The organism is Mucilaginibacter oryzae (assembly GCF_003148845.1).
Lineage (GTDB): Bacteria > Bacteroidota > Bacteroidia > Sphingobacteriales > Sphingobacteriaceae > Mucilaginibacter > Mucilaginibacter oryzae.
Map to the genome: position 1 here is coordinate 100,037 of NZ_QGHA01000011.1, position 23,101 is coordinate 123,137.

General features: G+C 45.7%; 19 protein-coding genes. 12 read left to right on the plus strand and 7 right to left on the minus strand.

What is annotated here, in order from left to right:
• Nucleotides 1–5: 5 nt before the first annotated feature.
• Nucleotides 6–296 carry an RNA recognition motif domain-containing protein gene (locus LX99_RS21195; RefSeq protein WP_109609645.1) on the minus strand — a complete coding sequence of 97 codons (291 nt, stop codon included), beginning with the start codon at nucleotides 294–296 and terminating at the stop codon, nucleotides 6–8.
• A gap of 514 nt (nucleotides 297–810) precedes the next feature.
• Here LX99_RS21195 and LX99_RS21200 point away from each other — a divergent pair.
• The 4 genes from LX99_RS21200 (at nucleotide 811) to LX99_RS21215 (ending at nucleotide 5,935) form a co-directional block, all read left to right on the plus strand.
• Nucleotides 811–1,629 (plus strand): helix-turn-helix domain-containing protein, encoded by an 819-nt coding sequence (locus LX99_RS21200; protein ID WP_109609646.1) that lies wholly within the window; start codon nucleotides 811–813, stop codon nucleotides 1,627–1,629.
• Nucleotides 1,630–1,671: 42 nt separating this feature from the next.
• Nucleotides 1,672–3,198: an FAD-dependent monooxygenase gene (locus LX99_RS21205; RefSeq protein WP_109609647.1), complete on the plus strand. Its 1,527-nt coding sequence runs from the start codon at nucleotides 1,672–1,674 to the stop codon at nucleotides 3,196–3,198.
• Nucleotides 3,199–3,389: 191 nt separating this feature from the next.
• A complete protein-coding gene (locus LX99_RS21210) occupies nucleotides 3,390–5,183 on the plus strand; it encodes a sensor histidine kinase (protein ID WP_109609648.1) in 1,794 nt (597 codons plus the stop codon).
• Nucleotides 5,184–5,185: 2 nt separating this feature from the next.
• A complete protein-coding gene (locus LX99_RS21215; RefSeq protein ID WP_109609649.1) occupies nucleotides 5,186–5,935 on the plus strand; it encodes a LytR/AlgR family response regulator transcription factor in 750 nt (249 codons plus the stop codon).
• 60 nt (nucleotides 5,936–5,995) lie between these two features.
• Here the strand turns inward: LX99_RS21215 and LX99_RS21220 are convergent, their stop codons facing one another.
• The 3 genes from LX99_RS21220 to LX99_RS21230 all read right to left on the minus strand — a co-directional run bounded on the left by LX99_RS21220 (nucleotide 5,996) and on the right by LX99_RS21230 (nucleotide 9,891).
• A complete protein-coding gene (locus LX99_RS21220; RefSeq protein WP_022831354.1) occupies nucleotides 5,996–7,672 on the minus strand; it encodes an FKBP-type peptidyl-prolyl cis-trans isomerase N-terminal domain-containing protein in 1,677 nt (558 codons plus the stop codon).
• Nucleotides 7,673–8,047: 375 nt separating this feature from the next.
• A complete protein-coding gene (locus LX99_RS21225) occupies nucleotides 8,048–8,794 on the minus strand; it encodes a zinc ribbon domain-containing protein (protein WP_022829677.1) in 747 nt (248 codons plus the stop codon).
• A complete protein-coding gene (locus tag LX99_RS21230; RefSeq protein WP_109609650.1) occupies nucleotides 8,794–9,891 on the minus strand; it encodes a Nif3-like dinuclear metal center hexameric protein in 1,098 nt (365 codons plus the stop codon). Before LX99_RS21230 ends, LX99_RS21225 begins: the two co-directional genes overlap by 1 nt.
• Before the next feature lie 63 nt (nucleotides 9,892–9,954).
• Here LX99_RS21230 and LX99_RS21235 point away from each other — a divergent pair, with 63 nt between their 5' ends.
• Complete coding sequence (locus tag LX99_RS21235; protein WP_109609651.1) at nucleotides 9,955–10,152, plus strand: DUF2683 family protein; 198 nt, start codon at nucleotides 9,955–9,957, stop codon at nucleotides 10,150–10,152.
• Nucleotides 10,143–10,406 carry a Txe/YoeB family addiction module toxin gene (locus LX99_RS21240; RefSeq protein WP_109609652.1) on the plus strand — a complete coding sequence of 88 codons (264 nt, stop codon included), beginning with the start codon at nucleotides 10,143–10,145 and terminating at the stop codon, nucleotides 10,404–10,406. The genes LX99_RS21235 and LX99_RS21240 overlap by 10 nt, the downstream gene beginning before the upstream one ends.
• A gap of 11 nt (nucleotides 10,407–10,417) precedes the next feature.
• Here the strand turns inward: LX99_RS21240 and LX99_RS21245 are convergent, their stop codons facing one another.
• The gene (locus tag LX99_RS21245) at nucleotides 10,418–10,780 is read right to left on the minus strand and encodes a TM2 domain-containing protein (RefSeq protein WP_109609653.1); all 363 of its coding nucleotides are present in this window, start codon (nucleotides 10,778–10,780) and stop codon (nucleotides 10,418–10,420) included.
• Nucleotides 10,781–10,910: 130 nt separating this feature from the next.
• Between LX99_RS21245 and LX99_RS21250 the strand changes: the two genes are divergently transcribed.
• The 5 genes from LX99_RS21250 (at nucleotide 10,911) to LX99_RS21270 (ending at nucleotide 16,585) form a co-directional block, all read left to right on the plus strand.
• The gene (locus LX99_RS21250; protein ID WP_109609654.1) at nucleotides 10,911–11,891 is read left to right on the plus strand and encodes an NAD-dependent epimerase/dehydratase family protein; all 981 of its coding nucleotides are present in this window, start codon (nucleotides 10,911–10,913) and stop codon (nucleotides 11,889–11,891) included.
• A 4-nt stretch (nucleotides 11,892–11,895) separates the two neighbouring features.
• Nucleotides 11,896–12,687, plus strand: a complete 792-nt coding sequence (locus LX99_RS21255; protein ID WP_146203188.1) for an SDR family NAD(P)-dependent oxidoreductase — start codon at nucleotides 11,896–11,898, stop codon at nucleotides 12,685–12,687.
• Between the two features lie 3 nt (nucleotides 12,688–12,690).
• On the plus strand, nucleotides 12,691–12,963 hold the full coding sequence (locus LX99_RS21260; protein ID WP_109609656.1) for a hypothetical protein: 273 nt from the start codon (nucleotides 12,691–12,693) through the stop codon (nucleotides 12,961–12,963).
• Between the two features lie 139 nt (nucleotides 12,964–13,102).
• Nucleotides 13,103–15,463, plus strand: a complete 2,361-nt coding sequence (locus LX99_RS21265; protein WP_109609657.1) for an ABC transporter permease — start codon at nucleotides 13,103–13,105, stop codon at nucleotides 15,461–15,463.
• Nucleotides 15,464–15,637: 174 nt separating this feature from the next.
• The gene (locus tag LX99_RS21270) at nucleotides 15,638–16,585 is read left to right on the plus strand and encodes a hypothetical protein (RefSeq protein WP_109609658.1); all 948 of its coding nucleotides are present in this window, start codon (nucleotides 15,638–15,640) and stop codon (nucleotides 16,583–16,585) included.
• Nucleotides 16,586–16,590: 5 nt separating this feature from the next.
• Here LX99_RS21270 and LX99_RS21275 read toward each other — a convergent pair whose 3' ends face one another.
• Nucleotides 16,591–17,940: a UDP-N-acetylmuramoyl-tripeptide--D-alanyl-D-alanine ligase gene (locus tag LX99_RS21275; protein ID WP_109609659.1), complete on the minus strand. Its 1,350-nt coding sequence runs from the start codon at nucleotides 17,938–17,940 to the stop codon at nucleotides 16,591–16,593.
• Nucleotides 17,941–18,106: 166 nt separating this feature from the next.
• Nucleotides 18,107–20,269 carry a DNA helicase RecQ gene (recQ, locus tag LX99_RS21280; RefSeq protein ID WP_109609671.1) on the minus strand — a complete coding sequence of 721 codons (2,163 nt, stop codon included), beginning with the start codon at nucleotides 20,267–20,269 and terminating at the stop codon, nucleotides 18,107–18,109.
• 247 nt (nucleotides 20,270–20,516) lie between these two features.
• On the opposite strand from recQ, the gene LX99_RS21285 reads away from it, so the two are divergent.
• A complete protein-coding gene (locus LX99_RS21285) occupies nucleotides 20,517–23,024 on the plus strand; it encodes a M14 metallopeptidase family protein (protein ID WP_109609660.1) in 2,508 nt (835 codons plus the stop codon).
• The last annotated feature ends 77 nt before the right edge of the window (nucleotides 23,025–23,101 follow it).

Below are 23,101 nucleotides of genomic sequence, written 5' to 3' on the forward strand. Positions count from 1 at the left end.
TTCGGTTATTTAATTCTGAAAGAGATACGGGGCCTTTTACGCGCGGGCTGCGCTTCACTTTCCTGGTTATCTGCAGGCCTAACCACAATGTTACGGTCATCAATAGCGGCGCCATCCAGCTCTTTAATGGCCAATTGGGCGCGTTGCGCATCGGCCATTTCTAAAAAGCCAAACCCTTTGCTTTTGCCGTTCTCCATTACAATTTTAGATGATAATACCACGCCAAATAAGGCAAATAACTGGCGAATTCCCTCGTTGGTGATATGATACGGTAAGTTTGCAATAAATATTTTCATGGGGATCAGTATTTAAAGCCGCCTTTACAGGCTGCATCGTGATTTTTATAACAGCGCAAAAAAAATGTTTGTTTAAAAAAATCAAAATAATACTCAAAAACAGGCACTGTGATGACATTGGGTAATGTATAGCCAAAAATCCCCGGCCATCTATCCTCTATAACGGATAAACAACCAGGGACGGTATAAAAAGGGTGGAATGGGGGGGCTAATAGGATTTTAAGCTTGTTTTCCCATCTTTAAAAGGACATTTCAGGTTTCCTGTCGGCTTGCTGAAATTTAGCTGCTTAAACCGGTTCTTTCAAACTGACAATACAAACTTACTATTTACAAGGCACTCCTTTTTAGCGTATAAATACTTAAAAGTTGTTATACGTATTTGTACCTGTATTAGCGGGGTTTATGGGATCGATGGATAAAACTTATAATTATTGTATGTTTTAATTTTGGAGATTACGTTACTAAGAGACAATTATAGATTTATCTTACGCTTCGGTATGCCTATCTTTAAACCATGCACCACCACGAATTTCTGCCCCCGCCGCAACTTCGGGATGCCATTAAATGTTTCTGGCACAACAGGAGGGAGGCCCGCGCACAGCAGCCCGGCTTTGAAGTGCAGCCGGATGGTTACGCCGAAATTATTTTTTATTTCGGCGAGCTGAGCAAGGTACACGAAAACGGCGCACTGCAATTGCTGTCGTCGCCCTTGATGATGGGGCTGCTTAACCGGCCTGTTAATTTTCACACCGAAAACCCTTTGGATATTATCGGCATCCGGTGTTACCCCTGGGCGGTGTTTGATTTGCTCGGGCTCCCTTCGGGCAAAAACGAAGTTCAAACCTTTCGGCACCCTATAGCCGGCCTCCAGGATATATTGGGCGCTTATATAGAAACAGGCGATATTGAGGGCGCCATGGCCGAACTTGGGCGATATTTTATCAGCGCTCACCAAAATATCGCCGCGGGCAGCATGCTTTTTAAAGCGGGGCAGGCCATGCGCCGGGCAAACGGAACCCTGCCGGTAAGCGAGGTGGCCGCGGCGGCCCATGCAACCGTGCGCACGTTAGAAAGAAATTTTAAAACTTCTTCGGGCCATACGGTAAAAAATGTATCGGCGCTGATGCGTTTTGAACAGGTGCGCAACCGCCTGTGGCACAGCCCCGAAGTAAACCTGGCCGGTTTGGCCCATGAGCTGGGCTATACCGATCAATCGCATTTAAGCCGGGAGTTTAAGCGCTTTAGCGGTGCCCCACCGGCTGCCTTTGCGCGGGCGGCCAAAAAGGAAAGGCGGATGTTGCCGGGCTATTTTGTCGCGTTTGTACAATCCTGAAAGAGGGGCTTTCCTCAATTTTGTGCAGCAAAACATAGCCATATGCAAACTACACAAAAGCAACATACGTATGATGTAATCATTGCCGGGGCGGGTCCTGTCGGCCTGTTCCTGGCCTGCGAATTGGCATTAGCCAAATGCTCGGTTTTAATATTGGAAAAGGCCGAAGATCCCGCGTCTCCCCTTAAACAGTTGCCTTTCGGCGTACGCGGCCTCTCGGCGCCATCCATCGAATCGCTTTACCGCCGCGGCCTGCTCAGCCGGCTTGAGGTACATCAAAAACTTAAAAATCCACATCAAAACGCCAGGCAGGGCGCGGAGCGCCAGGTGGGGCATTTTGCCGGCATCCCCTTTACCGAAGGCAATATAGATACCTCGCGATGGGGACACCGGCTGGCGGGATCGCCGGAGGTAAGTATGCTCACCACCATGCACGAGATGGAAACCGTACTAAGCCGCCGCGCCGAAAGCCTTGGCGTTGAAATGAGGCGCGGTGTGGCCCTTGAAGGGTTTGAGCAGGATGATAGCGGTGTAACAGTATCCTGGGCAAATGACTCGTTTAACGGCAAATGGCTGGTGGGCTGCGATGGCGCCCGCAGCGTGGTACGCAAGTTGGCCGGCTTTGAATTTGCCGGTACCGAACCCGAATTTACAGGTTATTCCGCCAGCGTTGATATCGCCGATCCTGAGAAATTAAAATCGGGCCGCAACGTAACGCCCCAGGGCATGTACCTGCAATCGCAGCCCGGTTTTGTGGTGATCCAGGATTTTGACGGCGGCGCCTTTCATTCCGTAGAGCAGCCTATAACCCTGCAGCATGTACAGGAGGTACTGCGCCGGGTTTCTGGTACCGATGTTAGCCTTACCGCGCTGCACATGGCCACCACCTGGACCGACCGCGCCCGGCAGGCTACCCATTACCGGATGGGCCGCGTATTGCTGGTCGGCGATGCCGCACACATCCATTCGCCCCTGGGCGGACAGGGTTTAAACCTGGGCCTGGGCGATGCCATGAACCTTGGCTGGAAACTGGCCGCCACCATCAGGGGCACAGCCCCGAAAGGTTTGCTGGATACTTATTTTACCGAGCGTTACCCCGTTGGCATGAAGGTGCTGGATTGGTCGCGCGCGCAGGTGGCCATCATGAAGCCGGATGCCTGGAGCCGGGCGCTTCACGCCATTTTAAGCGACGTGATCAACACCCGCGACGGGGCCACTTACTTTGCCGCCAGGGTTTGGGGCATTCATACCCGTTATAACCTGGGCGGTAACCAGCCTTTATTGGGCTGCAGTGTACCGAACTTTGAACTAACCAATGGTACAAAGGTTGGTGAACTGATGCACGACGGCCGGGGGATATTGCTTGATTTTGAAGGAGACGAATCTCTTAAAGCCCTGGCTGCCGACTATAACTATCAGCTTAACTATGTTCCGGGCCGTGCCAGAGTTCAGTTGGGATTAAGCGCCTTGTTAATTCGTCCGGATGGGATTATCGCCTGGTCATCAAACGGCAAACCCGATTGTGTCGAATTGCAAAAAGCAGCAGATCGATGGTTTGTTAGGGTGTGATGACCGGAGGGTAGAGATTAGTGTTTTTGTTATTCTACAATGTTAGCCGGGACAACCCGTTTCCCGGTTTAACGTTTTTGGGGCCGGATACTAAGCCATTGGTGTAGTTTACTGTTTAATGATTGTTTAATGATGTAAAGCAGCACAAATTTATACCGGATAACACAATCAAAGTATAATTTTAAAACATCATGAAAACCTTCATCAAATCATTGCTGGTTCCCTTGTTTTGCACGCTTGTTTTTACTGCTCAGCCCGGCCGGGCGCAATCCTGGAGAAATGACCCCAACGTTGTGTATTACAAAGGCAGACCGGTTGACACTACAAAAGCCGTTTTAACACCCGAAATGCGCGCGTATATTACCCGGGCCGAACGCATTAAACAATTAGGGCGCGAGCACTTTTTATTGAATAACATGGGCGTTCAAAATATCGGCGTTCGTTTTGACAAAAAAAGCGAACTGTACGAAGGGTTGGGTAGCCGGGTAGGCGATAACGATTTCACAAGTATACTGATTGACGGCGAAGCGGGTGTGGAATTGGTAGCACAGGATGTGACCCCGCAGAATGCTAAAAATTATCTTTTCCGTGTAATACAAAATGACATGCGCGAACTGGTTGGCTGGACGGTGCCCAATCAGTTTAAAACTACCACAGATGGCAGATACGTGTATGCCTGGTTAGGGAAATTTAATTACCGGCCTAACCAGGTTTTACGGGTTGAAATATACAATGTTAAAAATTTCGGAGAGCAGGATGCCGTAACGATAGATTGGCGCAAAGTTGTAAAACCCCGGGTAGACGCCTATGTTGATTACTGGAGCCGGTCTTTTCACCCAATTGATAACGGACTTTTTTCCAGACCGCTTTATTCTAAATATAAACTCACAGTGCGATTGCGAAATGGTAAAGAAGTGCCCTTGTTTCCGCCAGACCTGGATTTTATCAAATCGACATCACCGCGGGATTTGAGGGTCAGGCTTGCCGATTCGGTGCAGCGCATGCAGTTTCTTTTAAAAAATGGAGAAAGGATCTATAATTACAAAGTATCATTGAAGCGGGATGCAGATGGTGTAAAAGACAGTATCAATCTCGGCGAAACCAATACAAGATTTTACCTGTACAAAGAGTTTTGGAAAACGCCCGGCAAATACCAGGTAACCTTTACCCCTAAAATATACCGGCATGGCGGCCAACCGGTTTATTTACTACGCAACCTGGCCACTAATATCAACTTTACGGTGTTGCCTGCCATCAATGTGCCGTTTACCCTGTCGGCAGCAGCTGTAATCAGTATTGTGGCGGGTGTTGTTTTAACGGCCGTACTCATCATCATTCTTTATCGCCGCAGGCAAAAACGCATATTGTTTCAGCAGGCACAAAGTAAAGAGATCATTAACCTGCAGTTAGCCTCGGTGCGGGCGCAGCTAAACCCCCATTTTGTGTTTAACGCGCTGGCCGGCATCCAAAACCTGGTTAACAAAAACCAAATGGAAAATGCCAACAAGTACCTGGTACGGTTTGCCCGCATTACCCGCAATGTGCTTGATGAAGGCAACCGCGAGCTTACTTCCATACAACATGAAATGGCGTTGCTGAATGATTACCTGGAGATGGAGCAAATGCGCTTTGGTTTCGCGTTCAGCATCAATACCAATGATGAGTTGATTGATCAGCAAATAGAAATACCTGCCATGCTGCTGCAGCCCTTTGCCGAAAACGCGGTTAAGCATGGTGTATCGGCCCTGCAACAAAGCGGTATGATCAAAATAGATGTTAACAGGGCAGATAGTACGCTGCTGCTAACGGTATGGGATAACGGAAAAGGGTTTGAACAACCGGTTAAAGCCGGTATAGGTATTGAGCTATGCGAAAAAAGGATAAAACTGCTGAATAGCATGTATAAAAATACCACTATATTGCTGCATAAAGGCCGCGAAAACAACGGTACCTTGATTACTATCGAACTAAAAAACTGGCTGTAAGGATGAAAGCGCTGCTGATTGATGATGAACCATCCAACATAGAAAACCTGCAACTGCTGTTAAAGCAATATACCCCTGCTGTAGAGGTTTGTGCCTGCGCCGGCAAGGTGAGTGATGGTATAGCCGCTATCAATAAATATAAACCGCAGCTGGTATTTTTAGATATCCAGCTGCACCGGCAATCAGGATTTGATTTGTTGAAGCAGTTAGAGAGTATCAACTTCGAGATCATTTTTGTAACGGCCTATAATCAATATGCTATACAGGCCATCAAATTTTCGGCCCTCGATTACCTGCTTAAACCTATTGATCCGGACGAGTTGAAAGCGGCTGTTGATAAGGCCGCTAAAGCGATAAACCTCAAACAAAACAATGAACGCCTTGCCCATATGCTTGGCTATTTAAAGGATGGCGGCAAAAAGCCGGGCCGGATCGCTCTGCCGCTTTTTGGCGAAACCCGTTTTATTGATATTGATGATATTGTGCGCTGCATGGCCGAGAGCTCATACACCCGCTTTGTATTACGGGGAGGCGAGCAAGTGCTGGTATCCAAAACGTTGAAAGAATACGCCGATCTGCTAACCGGTCACGGTTTTCTGCGGGCGCATCAATCGCACCTGGTAAACCTGGCGTTTATCAAAAGTTTGTTGAAAGAAGACGGCGGAACTCTGTTACTCACCGATAACACCAAAATACCGGTATCAAAACTTAACCGCGATAAGGTGAAGGAAAGGTTAATGGCCGGGTTTTAACCGTAATAACCAGTTCTGATACTTTATTAAAATGCGCCTTCGCGGTAATATCATTAAAAGCTAATTCTTCAGTATTGCTAACAATTCAACTTCCATAACCAATATAACAGCACCAAGCGGATGATCAGGATCGGCCGGTTGGTTGAGGAGATTTAGATCATAGCCTATGGGTGGAGGTATGGTAAACCTGTACCTGGCACCCGGGCTCATTAATTTAACCCCCTCGGCCAGGCCCGGGACCAAAGAAGACATGGAGAGGTCTACCGGCCCCACCACCAATACATCACCTTTTACTTCGTTGCCCACAATATTTGTTCTCGTAACCTTATACCTCACCCTGTCTGATAATGTAGGCTTGATGCCCGGTTTGGGTTGAAGAATTTCGTATTGGAGGCCGCTTGCTGTGGTAATTACACCGGGCTTTAACTTATTTTCGGCCAGATAGCGGTTTGCCTGTTCAACTTTAATGGCGGCAGCCTTTGCAGCCTTTTCCAGCTGGGCGGGCGTGGGCGGCGGTGGGGTTGTAAATGATGGAGCAGGAGCCGGTGGCGGAGCAGTTTTAACTGAAGGGGTAGGCGCCGACGGCGGAGCGGGTGCGGGCGAAGGCGTTTTCATTTCATGTTGTACGGTAGCCGTACCCGGTACATAACCTCTTCCTTTCGCCTTCTTAACTACAATTCCGGCTACGCTCATACCGGGCAAAACAATAAATTCCTTCCCGTTTTTCCAGCATTTGGTATTGCCGTCAACGTCTGGTCCGGTAACGTATACATCCGATCCTAAAACGGCAAGGCCGTAAGTACCCATAAAATTAAGCGGGCCGCCTGCCAGTGTAACCGGCCTTCCGTTTTTCCAGTATTTACCAACCCCGCCTTCGTGTCCGGCCACGTATACATCATTGCCGGAAACAGCCAGGGCGTCCGCTTTCGAATCGTCGGCCGTTGTAAGCGTTATCAATTCCGTTTTCCCTTTCGACCATTTCCAGTAAGCAGCCTTTCCGTTTCTTCCTAAAACGCCTACCACATAAAAATCGCCGTTAATAATGTACATGTTAACCGGAGAAACAGGAATATCTACCAATTCCTTCACCTTTTGCCCGTTTTTCCAGTAATGAATAGTTGCATCGGGGCCGGGCTCGTTACCCACCATGTAAATATCGCCGTTGTTATCAACCGTCATGGCAATAACTCCCGCTATCCGGTTTTCGTGGTCACCTATAGTTTCCAGTGTAAGATTGGTGAGCCGGGTTGGCGTACCATCCTTCCAAACGGTTGGCATATCAATAAATCCGCCGTTATAAGTGCTGTAACGTCTTATTTTTCGTTCTTTACCTGCAACATACAAATGCCCTCCGACAGATGCTACAGAAACCGCATCCCCGATATCGGGTTTATTGGTTAATTGTATCAACTGGTCGTTTTTCCAATAGGCAGCCTGGTTGTCAAAATATCCTGCAGTATAAATGTTCTCACCATCTACACTTAGCGAAACAGCGGCGGTATTGTTATTCTCTTCCGAAATTGGTGTTAGTACTCCGTTTTTCCAGTAGCCAACGGTTGTATTTCCGCTTTTTTGGTTATAGATATTCACCGCCATGTAAATATCTACTCCGTTATTTGAAGCGGTATTGGCTTTTTTTACCGGTTTTTGCTGGGCTTCCATTGGCAGGGAAAACAACGTAAACCCGATTGCCAAAACCAGGGACTGCAGTTTTAGGGGGAAACTGATGCGGATCATGATGCGAAAGGTTAATTGTGATTAGCTAAAGTTATAAAAAATCTTGTTCTTCAGCTGAGCCAATCAGGCAACAAAATTGAGCCATAGGCGAAAGGCATTGATGGGCAGCCTCAAACCGGGTTTTCAATTACTATCGATTGTGGATTATGTTTTCTTTTTTATCTGTAATGCCTGCAAGCATATCCGGTACTTCTTCAAGAACATCAAAACATTACAAATTTCCTGGCCCCCCCCCAACTTTTTACGCATGATCCGATTAAGAATCAGCAGAGTAATCAGGATCGAGCCAGAAATAGAGGCTATCTGGAATATTAACCATCAACAAAAAAGGCACCCGCCGGGTGCCTTTCCTATATTTAACTTTATAATGGTTGCTTATTTTGCTTCTTCAACTTCCAAAGCCATTAACTCGTCAACCAGAATGCGTCCGCAGTGTTCGCAAACGATGATCTTTTTACGCTGACGGATGTCTGACTGGCGTTGAGGCGGGATCTGGTTAAAGCAGCCGGAGCATGAATCGCGCTGAATGGTTACCACTGCAAGGCCGTTTTTAGCGTTTTGGCGTAAACGGGTATAGGCGGTTAATAAACGCTCTTCAATGTTTTCTTTGGCTTTTGCTGCCTGGGCGTTAAGTTCAGTCTCTTCTTTTTCAGTTTCGGCGGTGATGGTGCCTAATTCTTCTTTTTTAGCGTCCAGGTCGGCCTGGCGGGCTTCTAAATCGGCAAGGGCTTTTTCGTAAACCTGGGTTTTGTTGGTGATCTCGAAACCGTACTCGCGGATCTTTTTTTCGCTCACCTGTATATCTAAGCCCTGGATCTCGATCTCTTTCGATATCGCGTCATATTCGCGGTTGTTTTTAACCTCGTTAAGCTGGGCTTCGTATTTTTTGATGTTCGCCTGAGCTTCTTTAATCAGGTTTTTACGGGTAACAATGTCATCTTCCACATCGTCAAGTTCACCTTTAATTTTTTGAATGCGGGTTTCAAGCCCTGCAACGTCATCCTCAAGGTCGGCAACTTCCATTGGCAATTCGCCCCTTACCTGGCGGATCCTGTCAATTTTGGTGTGGATAGTTTGTAGCTCGTATAAAGCTTTAAGCTTTTGTTCTACGGTTTGTTCCATTAAATAAAATATTTGACGGGGTTTGTATTTACTTCTGTTAAACGGACCGCAAAGATAGGAAATTTTTTCCTAATTATTTCATACAATAATTGCTGCGTAAATTGTTCACTTTCAAAGTGTCCGATATCGGCTATCACTATCTTTCCTTCGGCATCAAAAAACTCGTGGTACTTGTAGTCGGCCGTAATGAAAATATCAGCCCCGGCGGCTATGGCATGCTTCAGTAAAAAGCCACCCGAGCCTCCGCAAACGGCCACTTTTTTTATCGGTTTGCCCAATAACCTGGTATGCCTTATTACGTGGGTACGCATTTTATCCTTCACCTGGAACAGGAAACTTTCTTCGTTAAGCGGCATTTCCAGTTCGCCTACCATACCGGCACCTACCTGCTGGTGCTGGTTGGTGAGGTTATAAAGATCGTAGGCAACCTCTTCATACGGATGGGCCAGTATCAGTGCCATCAATATTTTGCTTTCAAGGTTGGCCGGGTATATGGTTTCAATGCGGATCTCGCTTTCTTTATGACGTTGCCCAACTTCGCCAACATACGGATTGGCAGCCTCGTTACCTTTAAATGTGCCTGTGCCTTCGGCATTAAAGCTTACTTCGCTGTAATTGCCAATATTGCCCGCTCCGGCGGCAAACAGGGTGTCGCGCACGGCATCGGCGTGGCTTAATGGCACAAAAGTAACCAGTTTTTTAAGCAAGTTGGGTTTGGGCGCCAATATGCGGGTGTTTTTTAAACCGAGGGTTTCGCAAATGCGGGCGTTAACGCCGGTCATGACACTGTCGAGGTTGGTGTGGATAGCATATATGGCAATACCTTTACGGATAGCCTTTTCAACCACGCGCTCTACATAGGTTTTGCCGTTAAACTTTTTTAATCCTTTAAAAACTATGGGGTGGTGCGAGATGATCACCTGGCAGTTGGTGGCTATGGCCTCGTCAACCACTGCTTCGGTACAATCCAGCGAGATCAGGGCCTGGTTCACCTCCTGGTCTGGGTTACCTACAATAAGGCCGGAGTTATCGTAATCTTCCTGATAGCTGAGCGGGGCAAGGCTTTCGAGGAAAGTAGTTAAGGCAGATAGTTTCATAATCGCAATTAAGCTAATGTATCAAATAAATTGTTGATAAAATAAAAAACGTAAATTTGGTATATGGGAATTTTAATTGCACATCCTGAAAATAAAGAAAAGTCGGACGCTTTGAAAGCGTTTATGAAAGCCTTAAAAATCCAATTTGAGGAAGAAAAATCCACATACGATCCAAAATTTGTGAAAAAGATAAAGCAAAGTAAAGATGATTTTGAAGCCGGAAAATTTAAGGCTATCAACACGGATGATCTATGGAAATAGTTTATTCCGAAGAATCACAAAAAGATGTACTCTACTGGAAAAAATCGGGAAATCAAATTATCCAGAAAAAAATTCAACAACTGATTAATGCTATTAGCGAAGATCCGTTTAGCGGAATTGGTAAACCTGAACAATTGAAACATGACCTGACCGGTTTATGGTCAAGGAGAATAAATCAGGAACATCGAATAGTTTACGAAATACTTGAAGCAGAAAACAGGATAAAAATACACTCGTTAAAAGGGCATTATTAAGCCGCTTTCGCTCAACTGCTCATTTTGGCCATCTGGTAGCTTTCATAAGCCATGTTTTTATTGTACTCGAGTGTGAGCGATTTATTGTTGATCAGATCAACAATAGTGCCTATGCCGCAAAAGCCCCCCGTTAACAGGTAAAGGATCCCCATGCCTGTTTGCCCCAAAACAAAACGCTGGACACCGGCAACCAAAACAAAGCCAAGCAGGGTAAACAACAAAATATCCTGCGAGTTTTTGCGCTTATTGGCGTAAACCATATAAAAATATTTTTTTTGACTTTCGGTAAGATCAGGGGTGGCGTACTGCAGAAAACCTAACTCCTCCGGCGAAAAGCCTGCAAATGCATTATATTGATCCTGGTACATGTTCATTTTGGTAAGGCCTGTTTTTGATAGTTAATCCAAATTTAAATATTTCTGCCATTAAACCTAACAGTTAAGCATCCCTAAAAATTTAACCGGAAGCAATAGGGGTAAGCCCGCCGACGGTTGTAATACCGGTATGAAAGTATTAGTAACAGGCGCCACAGGTTTTATTGGCAGGCAACTTACATTTGCTTTGGCGCAGCAAGGCTATGAGGTAAAAGCATTATGCCGCAATACCGATCATCCGTACCTGGTAAAGCATAAAAATATTGAACCGGTTACCGGCAATATACTGTACCGGCAAAGCCTGGGCAGGGCCATGCAGGGATGCCAACAGGTTTACCATACCGCTGCCATGGCCAAAATGTGGTGCCGCAACCCGGATGATTATCACGAAACCAACGTTACCGGCACACGCAACGTACTTGAAATTGCCGCTGATACCGGCGTAAAAAAAATAGTTTATACCTCAACCTGCGGCGTATGGGGGCCAACCATAAAATACCCCATGAACGAGGACGATCCGCGGATAGCCGGATTCCCCATAGCTTACGAACGCACCAAATACCTGGCCGAACTGGAAGCAGGGAAATTTGCCAAACAGGGCATGCACATCGTTACCGTAAACCCGTCGCGTGTTTACGGCGAAGGGCCTGTTACCGACAGTAATACGGTTGGCAAAATGGTCTCCGCTTATTTAAAGGGCAAATGGCGTTTTATACCTGGCAGCGGTGAGCAGGTGGCCAACTATGCTTTTTTAACAGATGTTGTTAACGGGCACCTGGCCGCCATGGATAAAGGAGCAAGCGGCGAGCGTTACATATTGGGTGGAGAGGATATCAGTTTTAATGACTTTTTTAATACGGTAAGCCAGGTTTCGGGAAGAAAGCAGCGAATGTTCCATCTGCCTTTAAAAACCATCGAGGTTTACAGCCATATCGAGAAGCTAAAAGCACACCTTACCGGGCTGCGACCTTTCTTTTTGCCCGAGTTTGCGGAGCGGTTAAAATACGATCAGAAGTACAGCAGCGATAAGGCGATCACCCGGCTGGGCTACCATATTACCCCTTTCGCTGAAGGGATTGATAAAACAGTTAAATATATTATACAGTATTAAACAGATGATGAACCAAACCGCTATCGTAACCGGCGCCAGTGAGGGGCTGGGCAAATCATTAGCTATCGAAATCGCTTCGCGGGGTATAAACCTCGTGCTGGTTGCGCTGCCCTTGTCGGGGCTTCCAGAACTGGCTTCTTTTATCCGCAAAAACTTTGAGGTTAAGGTAAATTTTCTGGAAATTGATTTAACCGATGCGGAAAGTTATCCGTCTATATTTGAGTATCTTAGGGTGCAGCAAATAACCGCCGGTATGCTGGTTAATAACGCCGGGGTAGGCAATTGGTCGTGGTTTGAGGATATGAACATCGGGTTTTATAAAAAGCAGATCGAGCTCAACGTAATTACGCCCGTATTGCTTACGCGGTTATTTCTGGCTCAGGCCAATGCCGATGCTACATCTTACATTTTAAATGTGGGCAGTTTAGGCGGTTTGTTTGTGGTGCCTAAAAAGCAGGTTTATGGCGCTACAAAATCATTTATCAGGTATTTTACCAAATGTTTGCAGCTGGAATTACACGAATTGAACGTAAAAATAAGTTTGCTAAGCCCGGGAGGGATCAATACCAAACCCGAGTTGCTGGTGATGAATAATAAACTAAAAGGCATCTCCAAAGCAACCATTATGGAGCCCGGCGACGTAGCAAGGATAGCCATAGATGGTTTGCTGAAAGGTAAAAAAGAGATTATTCCTGGATGGATTAACCGGCTGCTGGTTGTACTAAACAGTTTGCTGCCGGCCGGTGTTAAGGATATCATGATCAGGCGTCGCCTGGCCTCTGTTATAGAAAGCTGAAAGATGATTGCTTCATTACTAACCTACAGCCATATCAAAAACCTGTGCAGCTTTTTTAAGCGTACCCATAACGGTTTTAAGCTGGTTAACAACGAGCGTATTATTGTACTTACGGGTAATATGCGCGGCCTGGTGCTTTATTTTAACCGGGACGCCTGCGAGGTAAGAAACGGTAACCACGATTTTATTAGTATTGACATTACGCGCAACTTTTCGGTAGATATGCTGATGCAGGTGCTGGCCAGCCACAATATCATAAGCCCGTTTTTTGAATAGCATGCATGATATAAGCGTACACCTCATTGTCCGTATCCGAACGCTATTTTATTCGCGCTTATGTTTATTTGTCTGGTTATTAGTGTTTTGTAATACTGGCATTGTTTTGATAGCTCGTTAGTCAGCAAAAAACGGTATTATGTTTAAAAACTATATCAAAACCGCCTGGCGCAATTTGGCGCGCAATAAGTTTTATTCAGTGATCAATATCGTCGGCCTTACCGTAGGGCTTGCCATCGGGATCCTGATCCTGTTTTGGGTACAGGATGAATTCAGCTTTGATAGTTTTCATCAAAACGCATCCAATATTTACCGCATGGAGTTGTTTGGCGGTACCGGCGCCAGCAAGCAGATCTGGGAGGTTACTGTAGCGCCAATGGGGCCGCTGGCCAAACAGGAACTGCCCACTGTTCAAAACCAGGTACGTGTTAGCAATAACTGGCTTTTTTCGCTGTATAAATACCAAGATAAGGTTTTTAGTGAGCAGGCGGTGGGGTTTGCTGATCCGGCGCTGTTTACTGTTTTTGATTTTCCGTTGATTGCCGGTAATACGGCGAAGCCTTTTACAAGCGATAATTCGGTAGTGATCACCAAAAAAACAGCAAAAAAGTATTTCGGGAATGATAATCCCATCGGTAAGGTTCTTGTTGCCGATAATAAAGAGAATTTTACCGTGTCGGGCGTTATTGCTGATTTTCCGCTTAACTCCAGCATTCATTATGATCTGATTATGCCTATAAGTTATCAGTTCAAATACATGCTGAATAACTTCAAAAACGACCTGAACCACGATTTTAGTAATTATTCTTACCAAACCTACCTGCAGCTTAAGCCGGGAACAGATCTAAAGAAACTTTCTGCCGATCTTAACAGGATCCATCTGAAACGTAAACCCGAAGATACCGATGCCGATTACCTGTTGCTGCCGGTAACCAAAATGCACCTTTACAATGCTGATGGCACCGACAGGGGTATCAGTACCGTGCGGATATTTATGGTGATCGCCTTCGTGATACTGGTGATCGCCTGCATCAACTACGTCAACCTTTCAACCGCCAGGGCTATGCTGCGCGCCAAGGAGATCAGTATGCGTAAAATTATAGGTGCGGCAAAAACGCAGTTGTTTATGCAATTTGTGGTAGAAACAGCTTTGTTATTTGTGGTTTCGTCGGTTTTGGCAATAGCGTTAATTTATAACGTGATGCCTGTTTTTAATGAAATTTCAGGTAAGCAACTGGTATTTAATCTTGCCGACTTCCGTATTTGGCTGGTTATCGGGGCCACTATAATTGCCACCCTGTTGTTATCCAGTATTTATCCGGCATTGTTGCTTTCGTCTTTCGATCCGCTCAAGGCGCTCAGGGGCAAAATATCCAACGGTATTGGCGATGTACTTTTCCGTAAAATACTGGTGGTAGTACAGTTTACTTTTTCGGTGGTACTTATTGTAAGTACCTTGGTTATTACCCGGCAACTCAAATACATTCAATCAAAAAATTTAGGGTACGATAAAAGCCGCGTCTTTGGTGTCTGGATGCGCGATGCTTCAAAGCATTACGATGCCTTGCGGGCCGAACTTTTAAAGCAGCCCGGCATAGAGGCTGTAACGCATGCAACCGGCAACATCATCAGCAGCAGTATGATTTCGGGCGATAATTCATGGGAGGGTAAGGCACCCGGGCAAACTTTTATCCTGCACCCCATGGGAATAGATCAGGACTTTATCCGTTTTTTTAAACTCAAGCTGCAGCAGGGCACCGGCTTTAGCGGCACAGCAGCCGACTCTACCCATTTTATACTCAATGAAGCCGCTATAAAAGAAATAGGGATGAAAAACCCTGTTGGCAAACGTTTCCGCTTCCAAAAAACAGAAGGAACCATTATCGGCATAATTAAGGATTTTCATTTCGCCAGTTTGCGTGAAAAGATCGCGCCCGCCATTTTCTTTTACCGCCCCGCCGTTTATCAAACACTGTATGTAAAAACCAGCACCAGTAATGCCGGGGCTGCTATAGCAGCGGCTGCCCAACAATTTAAACAGTACAACGGCGAGTTCCCTTTTTCGTACAACTTTTTAGACGAGGCATTCAATAACCTGTACCAGGGCGAACAACGCCAGGGAACTTTGTTTAACTATTTTGCCGGGATAGCCATTTTTATATCCTGCCTCGGTTTATTTGGCCTCGCCGCATTTACTGCCCAGGTGCGTACCCGCGAAATTGGCGTACGTAAGGTTTTAGGGGCAACGGTTACAAATGTTGTGGCCCTGTTGGCAAAAGATTTTATGAAGCTGGTGTTGGTAGCTATTGTGGTGGCCTTCCCGATAGCCTGGCTGATGATGAACCATTGGCTGGATGCCTTTGCCTACCGTATCGGCATCAGTTGGGTAACCTTTGTTTTGGCTGCGGCTATAGCTGTGCTGATAGCTTTTGTTACCATCAGCTTTCAATCAGTTAAGGCGGCGTTGAGTAATCCGGTGGATAGTTTGAGGCGGGAATAATATTTTTGTAGAGATGCATAATTGCATTTTTTAGCGCAAGCGATCTTGTGCTAAAAAATGCAACTTCATGAGGATAATTAATTATGCGTCGTCATTTTTAAGGCCAAACGCCATCTTATTTTCTGTTTTTTAATATTTAGAATTAATTTGGTGTGCTTTTTTAGCATACCCTTTATGAAGATAATTTTTAGCCTGATCCTTACGCTTTTTACCATCAATTCGTTTGCTCAAACAGAAAACGAATTTCCTGATCAATTAAATACCGCTAAAACCAATAACCTGGTGCGAATAGCCGGAACGAAGGTTTATATGCAAATACCTAAAACGTATCAGTATATAAAAGAACTGGCCCGTTATCAAAAAAATGATAAGCTGTATATACAGGTAATTGAGTCGAACGCTGCAAACTTCAATAAAGCCAAATCTGGTTTTACCCGCCAGGCTATCGAAGCAAAAGGAGCAAAAATTGATGTGATCAAGAATATCAAGCTAAACCAGTTTGAAGCGATTTTTGGTGATGGCCCCTCAAAATACCCGGACGAAACAAAGGTGATGTTAGTACTTGGCGATGAAACATTTGTGGCGATTGTTGCAGGAGTTTGTAAAACAGCCGATAAGGAAGGTAAAGCAGAGCTGCTGCAAATTCTGAAATCGGTTTATTATGATAAGGATTTAAAGTCTGATCCGCTTGAGCTGGCTAATTTTGTGTTTGATCATTCCATTACCAATTTTAAATACGCCATGACTGCTTCGGGAATGTTTATGTATAATGAAAAGGGTAAGGACGACGCTAATAACTCGCTCGCTGATTCATTTATTATAGTGGCATTACCCAAAATTAACGAGGAAAAAGCCAATGAATTTGCCAATGATATGCTTTGGCGCTACGAAAAAAAAGGCATCAGGCTGGATAATAAAATAGTTAGCAAAACCAGGATAGGTAATTATCCGGCCTATATTTTAAGCACCAAAATAACACAGAACGGAACCGCCGGCATTATGTACCAGGCGGTGCTGATAGGCGAAAACTCCGGCATTATATTTATGGGAAGTGCTTATAATGATACCGGCAACTACCTCTCAAAATTTAAAAAAACGGTAGAATCTATAAAAATTAAGTGATCAACTCAAAACAACTCTACCAATCTTTCCAAAGCCATCCCTCTCGATCCTTTAATCAGGATGGTAGAATTGGTGATGGGGTTAGCTTTTAACCCGGCTATGGCGTCGTCCGCGGTTTCAAAAAAAACGGTAGATCCGGATCCCATCGCTTCGGATTGCTGACTTAAAAAGTCTTTACCAATAAAAATCCGCTCATCAACAGATGTATCCATAGCCTTACGGATAACGGCTGCGTGTTCAACGGCGGCTTCGGGGCCCATTTCAAACATATCGCCCAAAATAAGCACCTTACGTTTAGCCTCAATTTTGCCCACATTTTCAATGGCTACAAACATGCTGCTTGGGTTGGCGTTGTAATAATCGCATATAAGGGTATTGGTAGCCGTTTGTACAATTTGCGAGCGGTTGTTTTTAGGCTGATAGCCTTCAATGCCGGTATTAATCTCTTCGGGCGATAAGCCTAAATACACGCCGATGCATATTGCCACCAAAATATTGGGCAGGTTATAAGTGCCGGTTAGCTGGGTTTTAACTTTATATGTATCACCGGTTTTATTATTAGTCCAGGCCAAAGTAAGTAATGGCGAGTTTTCTAATAGTTCGCCGCTAATCAGGTTATCGATAGCGTCGGTACCGTAATATTCCACATGTTTTAAATGGCGTGCTGCGGCCATATCCATTAAAACGGTATCGTCACTGTTAACAAAAACTACTCCGCTAAGCGTTTTTGCTCCCCCTTCAGGGGGCTGGGGGGCAAAGTAATCATACAGCTCCCCTTTGCCCTTCTTCACTCCCTCAACGCCGCCAAAGCCTTCCAGATGCGCCTTACCCACATTAGTAATTAAACCATGTGATGGCTGGGAAATGCTGCACAGCAATTCAATTTCTTTTTGATGATTGGCGCCCATTTCAATAACGGCAACCTCGTGGCTGGCATCGATAGTTAAAATGGTAAGCGGTACGCCGATATGGTTGTTTAAATTGCCCTGTGTGGCCTGGGTTTTAAAGTGTTGGGAAAGTACGGCGTTGATGAGTTCTTTGGTAGTGGTTTTGCCGTTGGTGCCGGTAAGCCCCACTACCGGGATGTTTAACTGCCGGCGGTGATGGCGGGCCAGATCCTGCAGGGTTGTCAGCACATCCTCAACCAACAGGTACCTGTCTCCCAGTTGATACTCCGGATTATCGATCACCGCGTAGGCGGCACCGGCCACAATGGCTTTTTGAGCGAAGGTATTGGCATCAAACTTATCGCCCTTAAGAGCAAAGAACAGGCTGCCGGGAGCTATTTTGCGCGTATCGGTGCTGATAAGCGGGTGTTTGAGGTAGATATCGTAGAGTTGTTGGGTAGTAGTCATGGTTTTAAAACAATTACATTTTTTCGCGCTCGTTCTTTTCTTGCGCTTGTATATAACAAGTGCTTAACCTGGGTTGGCGATTGTTTCGCCGGGTTTACGTTTTAAACGCAAACCCACATTAAGCGCTCGTTGTAAACGAGTGCAATTTACAAGTTAATAACAAAAATTATTCCTCCCGGTTCATCCAGCTAATCACTGCTTTAATTTCGCCGTAGCTGTAATCTTCTCCTAAAATTTCTTTCAGGGGCGATAACCTTTCGGCACCGTAGGCTTCAACCGCATCAGCTATAACCGGCAGCTTTTCTTTTGAAACAAATTCATGAACATCAATTTCGCCTGTTTGAATGTAATGGCTCAGGTGTCCTTCGATGGTAGTTGTTGCCAGTCCACGTTCATGTGCTATTTCGGCTACCGTTTTTCCGGCACGGTATAAGGTAAATGTTTCGGTCTTGGTATCCTTGTTGTTTTTGGGTGATGAGGCAGATTGTCCTGATTTGGGTTTCCGCCTGGCCGATTTCTGTTTTATTTTTGATGTGAGCCCCTTTTCGGCGCAATAAACTTTAACAGGCTCCAATAACTCACGGCCATAGCGGGCAAGTTTAATATCACCAAAGCCGGAGATCATCCGCAGTTCATCCAGGCTTTGCGGCAGATAAGTGGCCATTTCCTGCAGGGTGGCATCTGATACAATAACGTAAGCAGGCACATTTTCGCCTTCGGCTATACCGCGCCTTACTTCCCGCAGGGTGTTGAACAATGGCGCTTCATAAGGTAAAGTTTCTTCGTGCTGTACTTCTTCTACCTTTTCTATTTCTATAAACTCCACTTTTTGCTCTCCCTTTAATACTGCTGCACTTTGCTCGGTTAATTTCAGTACCGGGTACTCGTCGCCCGCGGTTTGCAGGTATCCCATAGTAACTAACTCGCGGATATGGTATTGCCAATCAGTTTTAGCGATGTCAGCACCGATGCCATATGTTTTTAGCTGCTTATGTTCTTCTCTAATCTTTTCGCTTTTTGATCCCCGCAAAAAATCAATGATATAATTGGTGCCGAAACGCTCATTTAAGCGGGTTACCGCCGAGAGTACCTTTTGGGCTATCAGCGTACCGTCAAAACGCTTGTATTCGGTAAGGCAAACATCACACGAGCCGCATTGCGCCGGAAAATCCTCGTCGAAATACTTCATAAGGTATTGACGGCGGCAGGAGCGCAGCTGGCAGTATTTTACCATATCATTCAGCTTGTTGAGCATAATGCGGCTTTGTTGTTCATTCCCCTCTATTTTGGCAAAAGCCTGTAGTTTCATTGCATCGCCCGGCGAATAAAGCAACAGGGCTTCGGATGGCAAGCCATCCCTGCCTGCCCGGCCTGTTTCCTGGTAGTAGCCCTCAATGTTTTTAGGCAGATCAACATGCACCACATAGCGAACGTTGGATTTATTGATTCCCATGCCAAAGGCGATGGTTGCCACGATAATTTTAATATCATCGCGCAAAAAAGCTTCCTGGTTTCGGGCTTTCACCTCGTTGCTCAGGCCTGCATGATAGGCTTCGGCAGCAAAGCCTTCTTCCTTTAAATCCTCCGCCAAAGCTTCGGTAGATTTACGGGAGAGACAATAAATAATTCCCGATTCATCTTTATGCGCGCTTAAAAAATCAACTAACTGTTTAAAGCTGTTCTTTTTGGATATTACACGATAGGTAATGTTGGCGCGGTTAAATGAGGATACAAAAACGGCAGGCGTTTTCAGGTTCAGCTTTTCGAGGATATCTTTCTGGGTAAGCTTATCGGCCGTGGCGGTAAGCGCTATTACGGGTACGCCTGGAAACTCTTCTTTTAACCCGGCAAGCATCAAATATTCGGGCCGGAAATCATGCCCCCATGAGGAGATACAGTGCGCCTCGTCAATAGCTATTTGCGATACCTTAAGCGTTTTTAAAAAAGGCACCAGTTTGTTCTCCTTATTGTCGGCGCTAAAAAGGCGTTCAGGTGCAAGGTATAACAGCTTGATCTGGTTATCGCGCAATCGGTTGGCCAGGATGCGGGTTTCTTCCGGGTTTAATGATGAGTTGAGGAAAGCCGCAGGGATGCCGTTCACATTCAGGCTGTCTACCTGGTCTTTCATGAGGGCTATCAGCGGGGAGATCACAATGGTTAGCCCGTCCATCAAAACGGCCGGCAACTGGTAGCATAATGATTTGCCGCCGCCCGTGGGCATCAGCGCCATCACGTCATTCCCTTTTAATATATTTTGAATAATGGCTTCCTGCCCGTGCCTGAAGGCGCTGTAGCCAAAATACTTTTGAAGGGCTTGTTGTGGATTCATAGATATGGCCATGTCAATGCTGCAAGTTAATAAGATCCAGGAATGCAAAGATGTGCAAATTTTAGATGTGCAGATTTTGAATTTGAAATTTGCAGTGCCGAAAGGGATGGTGCAAAAAAATAATGTGCAGATCTGCAAATTCGAAATCTGCACATCCTTTTTTTAATAAAATCTGTTAACGGTAAGGAAATACATCGGGATTTTATTTTTAGATTAGCTTCTGCTATATTGCTACATATATAATTATATGATAAAAAAATTACTTCTTGCTTTAATAGCTGTCGCCACGGTTTTTACGGGCTTCGCGCAAAAAATTCAATCTCCGCAGGAGTTTTTAGGTTATAAACCGGGTGAACAGTTTACCACGCATTACCGCATTGTAGAGTATTATAAATACATCGCCTCGGTATCAAAAAATGTAAAACTGCAGCAGTTTGGTACCACCAACGAGGGGAGGCCCCTGCTGGCTATGTTCATCGCATCTGATGAAAATATCGGTCGCATGGAAGAAATTCGCCATAACAACATGAAGCTTGCAGGTATTGAAAGCGGAGCAGGCAGCACAAGCATGCCCGTAGTAACCTGGTTAAGCTTCAACGTGCATGGTAACGAACCTGCATCGAGCGAAGCTTCGATGTGGACTTTGTATGATCTGGTTGATCCTGCCAATAAAACTACCAAAGCATGGCTCAAAAACATGCTGGTAGTGATAGACCCCTGTTTAAACCCCGATGGGCGCGACCGCTACGTGAACTTTTATAACTCGGTACACGGCATCGCCCCAGATCCGTCGCCAACCGCACGCGAGCACGTTGAACCATGGCCGGGCGGGCGGGTAAACCACTACTATTTCGATTTGAACCGCGACTGGGCATGGCAGCAGCAAAAAGAAACCCAGGCACGTGTAGGCCTGTATAACCAGTGGCTGCCGCAGGTACATGTTGATTACCACGAGCAGGGATACAACGCGCCATACTACTTTGCCCCGGCTGCCGAACCCTATCATAAAGACATTACCCAGTGGCAACGCCAGTTTCAGGTAACCATTGGTAAAAATAACGCCAAATATTTTGACCAGAACGGCTGGATGTATTTTACCAGATACGAGTTCGATCTGCTTTACCCATCATATGGCGATACTTATCCTTTATACAATGGCTCGATAGGTATGACTTACGAGCAGGGGGGGATCAGTGCCGGTTTAGCGGTGGTTACCCGTGCCGGTGATACATTGACTTTGGTGCAGCGTGTGGCCCATCATCATTCAACCAGTTTAAGTACGCTGGAAGTAGCTTCGGCCAATACACAAAAACTTTTAGAGGAGTACAAAAAGTTTTTTGATAACAACCGTAACAACCCTCCCGGCGAATACAAAACCTATGTGATTAAAAATGATAATAACGGCAAAGTAAATGCGCTGGCAAAAATGCTTGACCGTAACGGCATCCAATACGGGTTTGGGTTAAGTAATAAAACGGCAACCGGGTTTAACTACATCACCCAAAAAACCGAACAATTTGACATAGGCGCGAACGACCTGGTGGTTAATGCCTATCAGCCTAAGGCGGTGCTGTTACATGTACTGTTGGAGCCAAAAACCTTCATTCCCGATTCGGCCACTTATGATATTACAGCCTGGAGTTTGCCTTATGCTTACGGCTTAAAGGCTTACGGCGTAAAAGAGTCATTTAAACCGGCCAGCGCCAAATGGGGTGTGCTTGACCCTGCTCCTTTAACTAATACCCATGCCTACGCTTACGTATCGGCCTGGCAATCGGTTAATGACGTGAAGTTTTTAGCTGCCCTGTTAAAAAAGAAGATCAAGGTACGTTATGCCGAAAAAGCTTTTGAAGTTGGCGGAAAACAATTTACGGCAGGATCACTGATTATTGCCCGCGCCGGAAATGATTACCCTGATTTCGACCAGGTGGTTACCCAAACCGCCGCCTCACTTAACCAGGAAATTACCGCCCTATCTACAGGCTTTGTTGATAAAGGATCGGATTTCGGTTCGGACGCCGTAAGGGTGATCCATCAGCCCAAAGTATTATTGGTGGCGGGCGAAGGCGTTAATTCGGAAGCGATGGGGGAGGTTTGGCATTTGTTTGAAGCGCAGATCGGTTACCCGGTTTCGCTGGTGAAATACCAGGACCTTGGCCGCACCAAACTAAGCGATTTTGACGTGGCTATTTTTCCGGATGGCCGTTATGATGATCTGATGTCTGAGAAACTGCAAAACTGGGTTCGCGACGGTGGTAAACTGATCGCTATGGAAAACGCGGTGTCATCATTAGTTGATAAAAAAGGCATCCTCCTAAAAAGAAAGGAAGATAAAAAGGACGATAAGGATAAAGACAAGGAAAAGGACAAGCCGGTTAAATTATATGGCGATCGCGAACGTTCGGCTATCAGTTCATCTATTCCCGGCGCTATCTTCAAGTTGAAATTGGATAATACCCACCCGCTTGGTTTCGGCCTACCCGATTACTATTATTCGTTAAAGCTGAATGATGATATATACGATCTGTTTGGCGATGACGAAGGTTGGAACGTGGGCACCCTTAAAAAGGATGGCTATGTATCGGGCTTTGTTGGTTCCGAATCAAAAAAGAAAATAAACAATGGTTTATTGCTGGGCGTTCAATCCATGGGCCGCGGCTCGGTAATTTACCTGGTCGACGATCCGCTGTTCCGCAGTTTCTGGGAAAACGGCAAGCTGCTGTTCAGCAACGCCGTGTTTATGGTAGGGCAGTAACTCTCGGGCCCCCCAACCCCCTAAAGGGGGAGCAACTACATCGCTTTAAAAACAAAAGGTCTGTTTTCATTTTGAAA

Coding starts and splice junctions, on each gene's coding strand:
- LX99_RS21195 (WP_109609645.1), bottom strand. CDS start 296: ATGAAAATATTTATTGCAAACTTACCGTATCATATCACCAACGAGGGA.
- LX99_RS21200 (WP_109609646.1), top strand. CDS start 811: ATGCACCACCACGAATTTCTGCCCCCGCCGCAACTTCGGGATGCCATT.
- LX99_RS21205 (WP_109609647.1), top strand. CDS start 1,672: ATGCAAACTACACAAAAGCAACATACGTATGATGTAATCATTGCCGGG.
- LX99_RS21210 (WP_109609648.1), top strand. CDS start 3,390: ATGAAAACCTTCATCAAATCATTGCTGGTTCCCTTGTTTTGCACGCTT.
- LX99_RS21215 (WP_109609649.1), top strand. CDS start 5,186: ATGAAAGCGCTGCTGATTGATGATGAACCATCCAACATAGAAAACCTG.
- LX99_RS21220 (WP_022831354.1), bottom strand. CDS start 7,672: ATGATCCGCATCAGTTTCCCCCTAAAACTGCAGTCCCTGGTTTTGGCA.
- LX99_RS21225 (WP_022829677.1), bottom strand. CDS start 8,794: ATGGAACAAACCGTAGAACAAAAGCTTAAAGCTTTATACGAGCTACAA.
- LX99_RS21230 (WP_109609650.1), bottom strand. CDS start 9,891: ATGAAACTATCTGCCTTAACTACTTTCCTCGAAAGCCTTGCCCCGCTC.
- LX99_RS21235 (WP_109609651.1), top strand. CDS start 9,955: ATGGGAATTTTAATTGCACATCCTGAAAATAAAGAAAAGTCGGACGCT.
- LX99_RS21240 (WP_109609652.1), top strand. CDS start 10,143: ATGGAAATAGTTTATTCCGAAGAATCACAAAAAGATGTACTCTACTGG.
- LX99_RS21245 (WP_109609653.1), bottom strand. CDS start 10,780: ATGAACATGTACCAGGATCAATATAATGCATTTGCAGGCTTTTCGCCG.
- LX99_RS21250 (WP_109609654.1), top strand. CDS start 10,911: ATGAAAGTATTAGTAACAGGCGCCACAGGTTTTATTGGCAGGCAACTT.
- LX99_RS21255 (WP_146203188.1), top strand. CDS start 11,896: ATGATGAACCAAACCGCTATCGTAACCGGCGCCAGTGAGGGGCTGGGC.
- LX99_RS21260 (WP_109609656.1), top strand. CDS start 12,691: ATGATTGCTTCATTACTAACCTACAGCCATATCAAAAACCTGTGCAGC.
- LX99_RS21265 (WP_109609657.1), top strand. CDS start 13,103: ATGTTTAAAAACTATATCAAAACCGCCTGGCGCAATTTGGCGCGCAAT.
- LX99_RS21270 (WP_109609658.1), top strand. CDS start 15,638: ATGAAGATAATTTTTAGCCTGATCCTTACGCTTTTTACCATCAATTCG.
- LX99_RS21275 (WP_109609659.1), bottom strand. CDS start 17,940: ATGACTACTACCCAACAACTCTACGATATCTACCTCAAACACCCGCTT.
- recQ (WP_109609671.1), bottom strand. CDS start 20,269: ATGAATCCACAACAAGCCCTTCAAAAGTATTTTGGCTACAGCGCCTTC.
- LX99_RS21285 (WP_109609660.1), top strand. CDS start 20,517: ATGATAAAAAAATTACTTCTTGCTTTAATAGCTGTCGCCACGGTTTTT.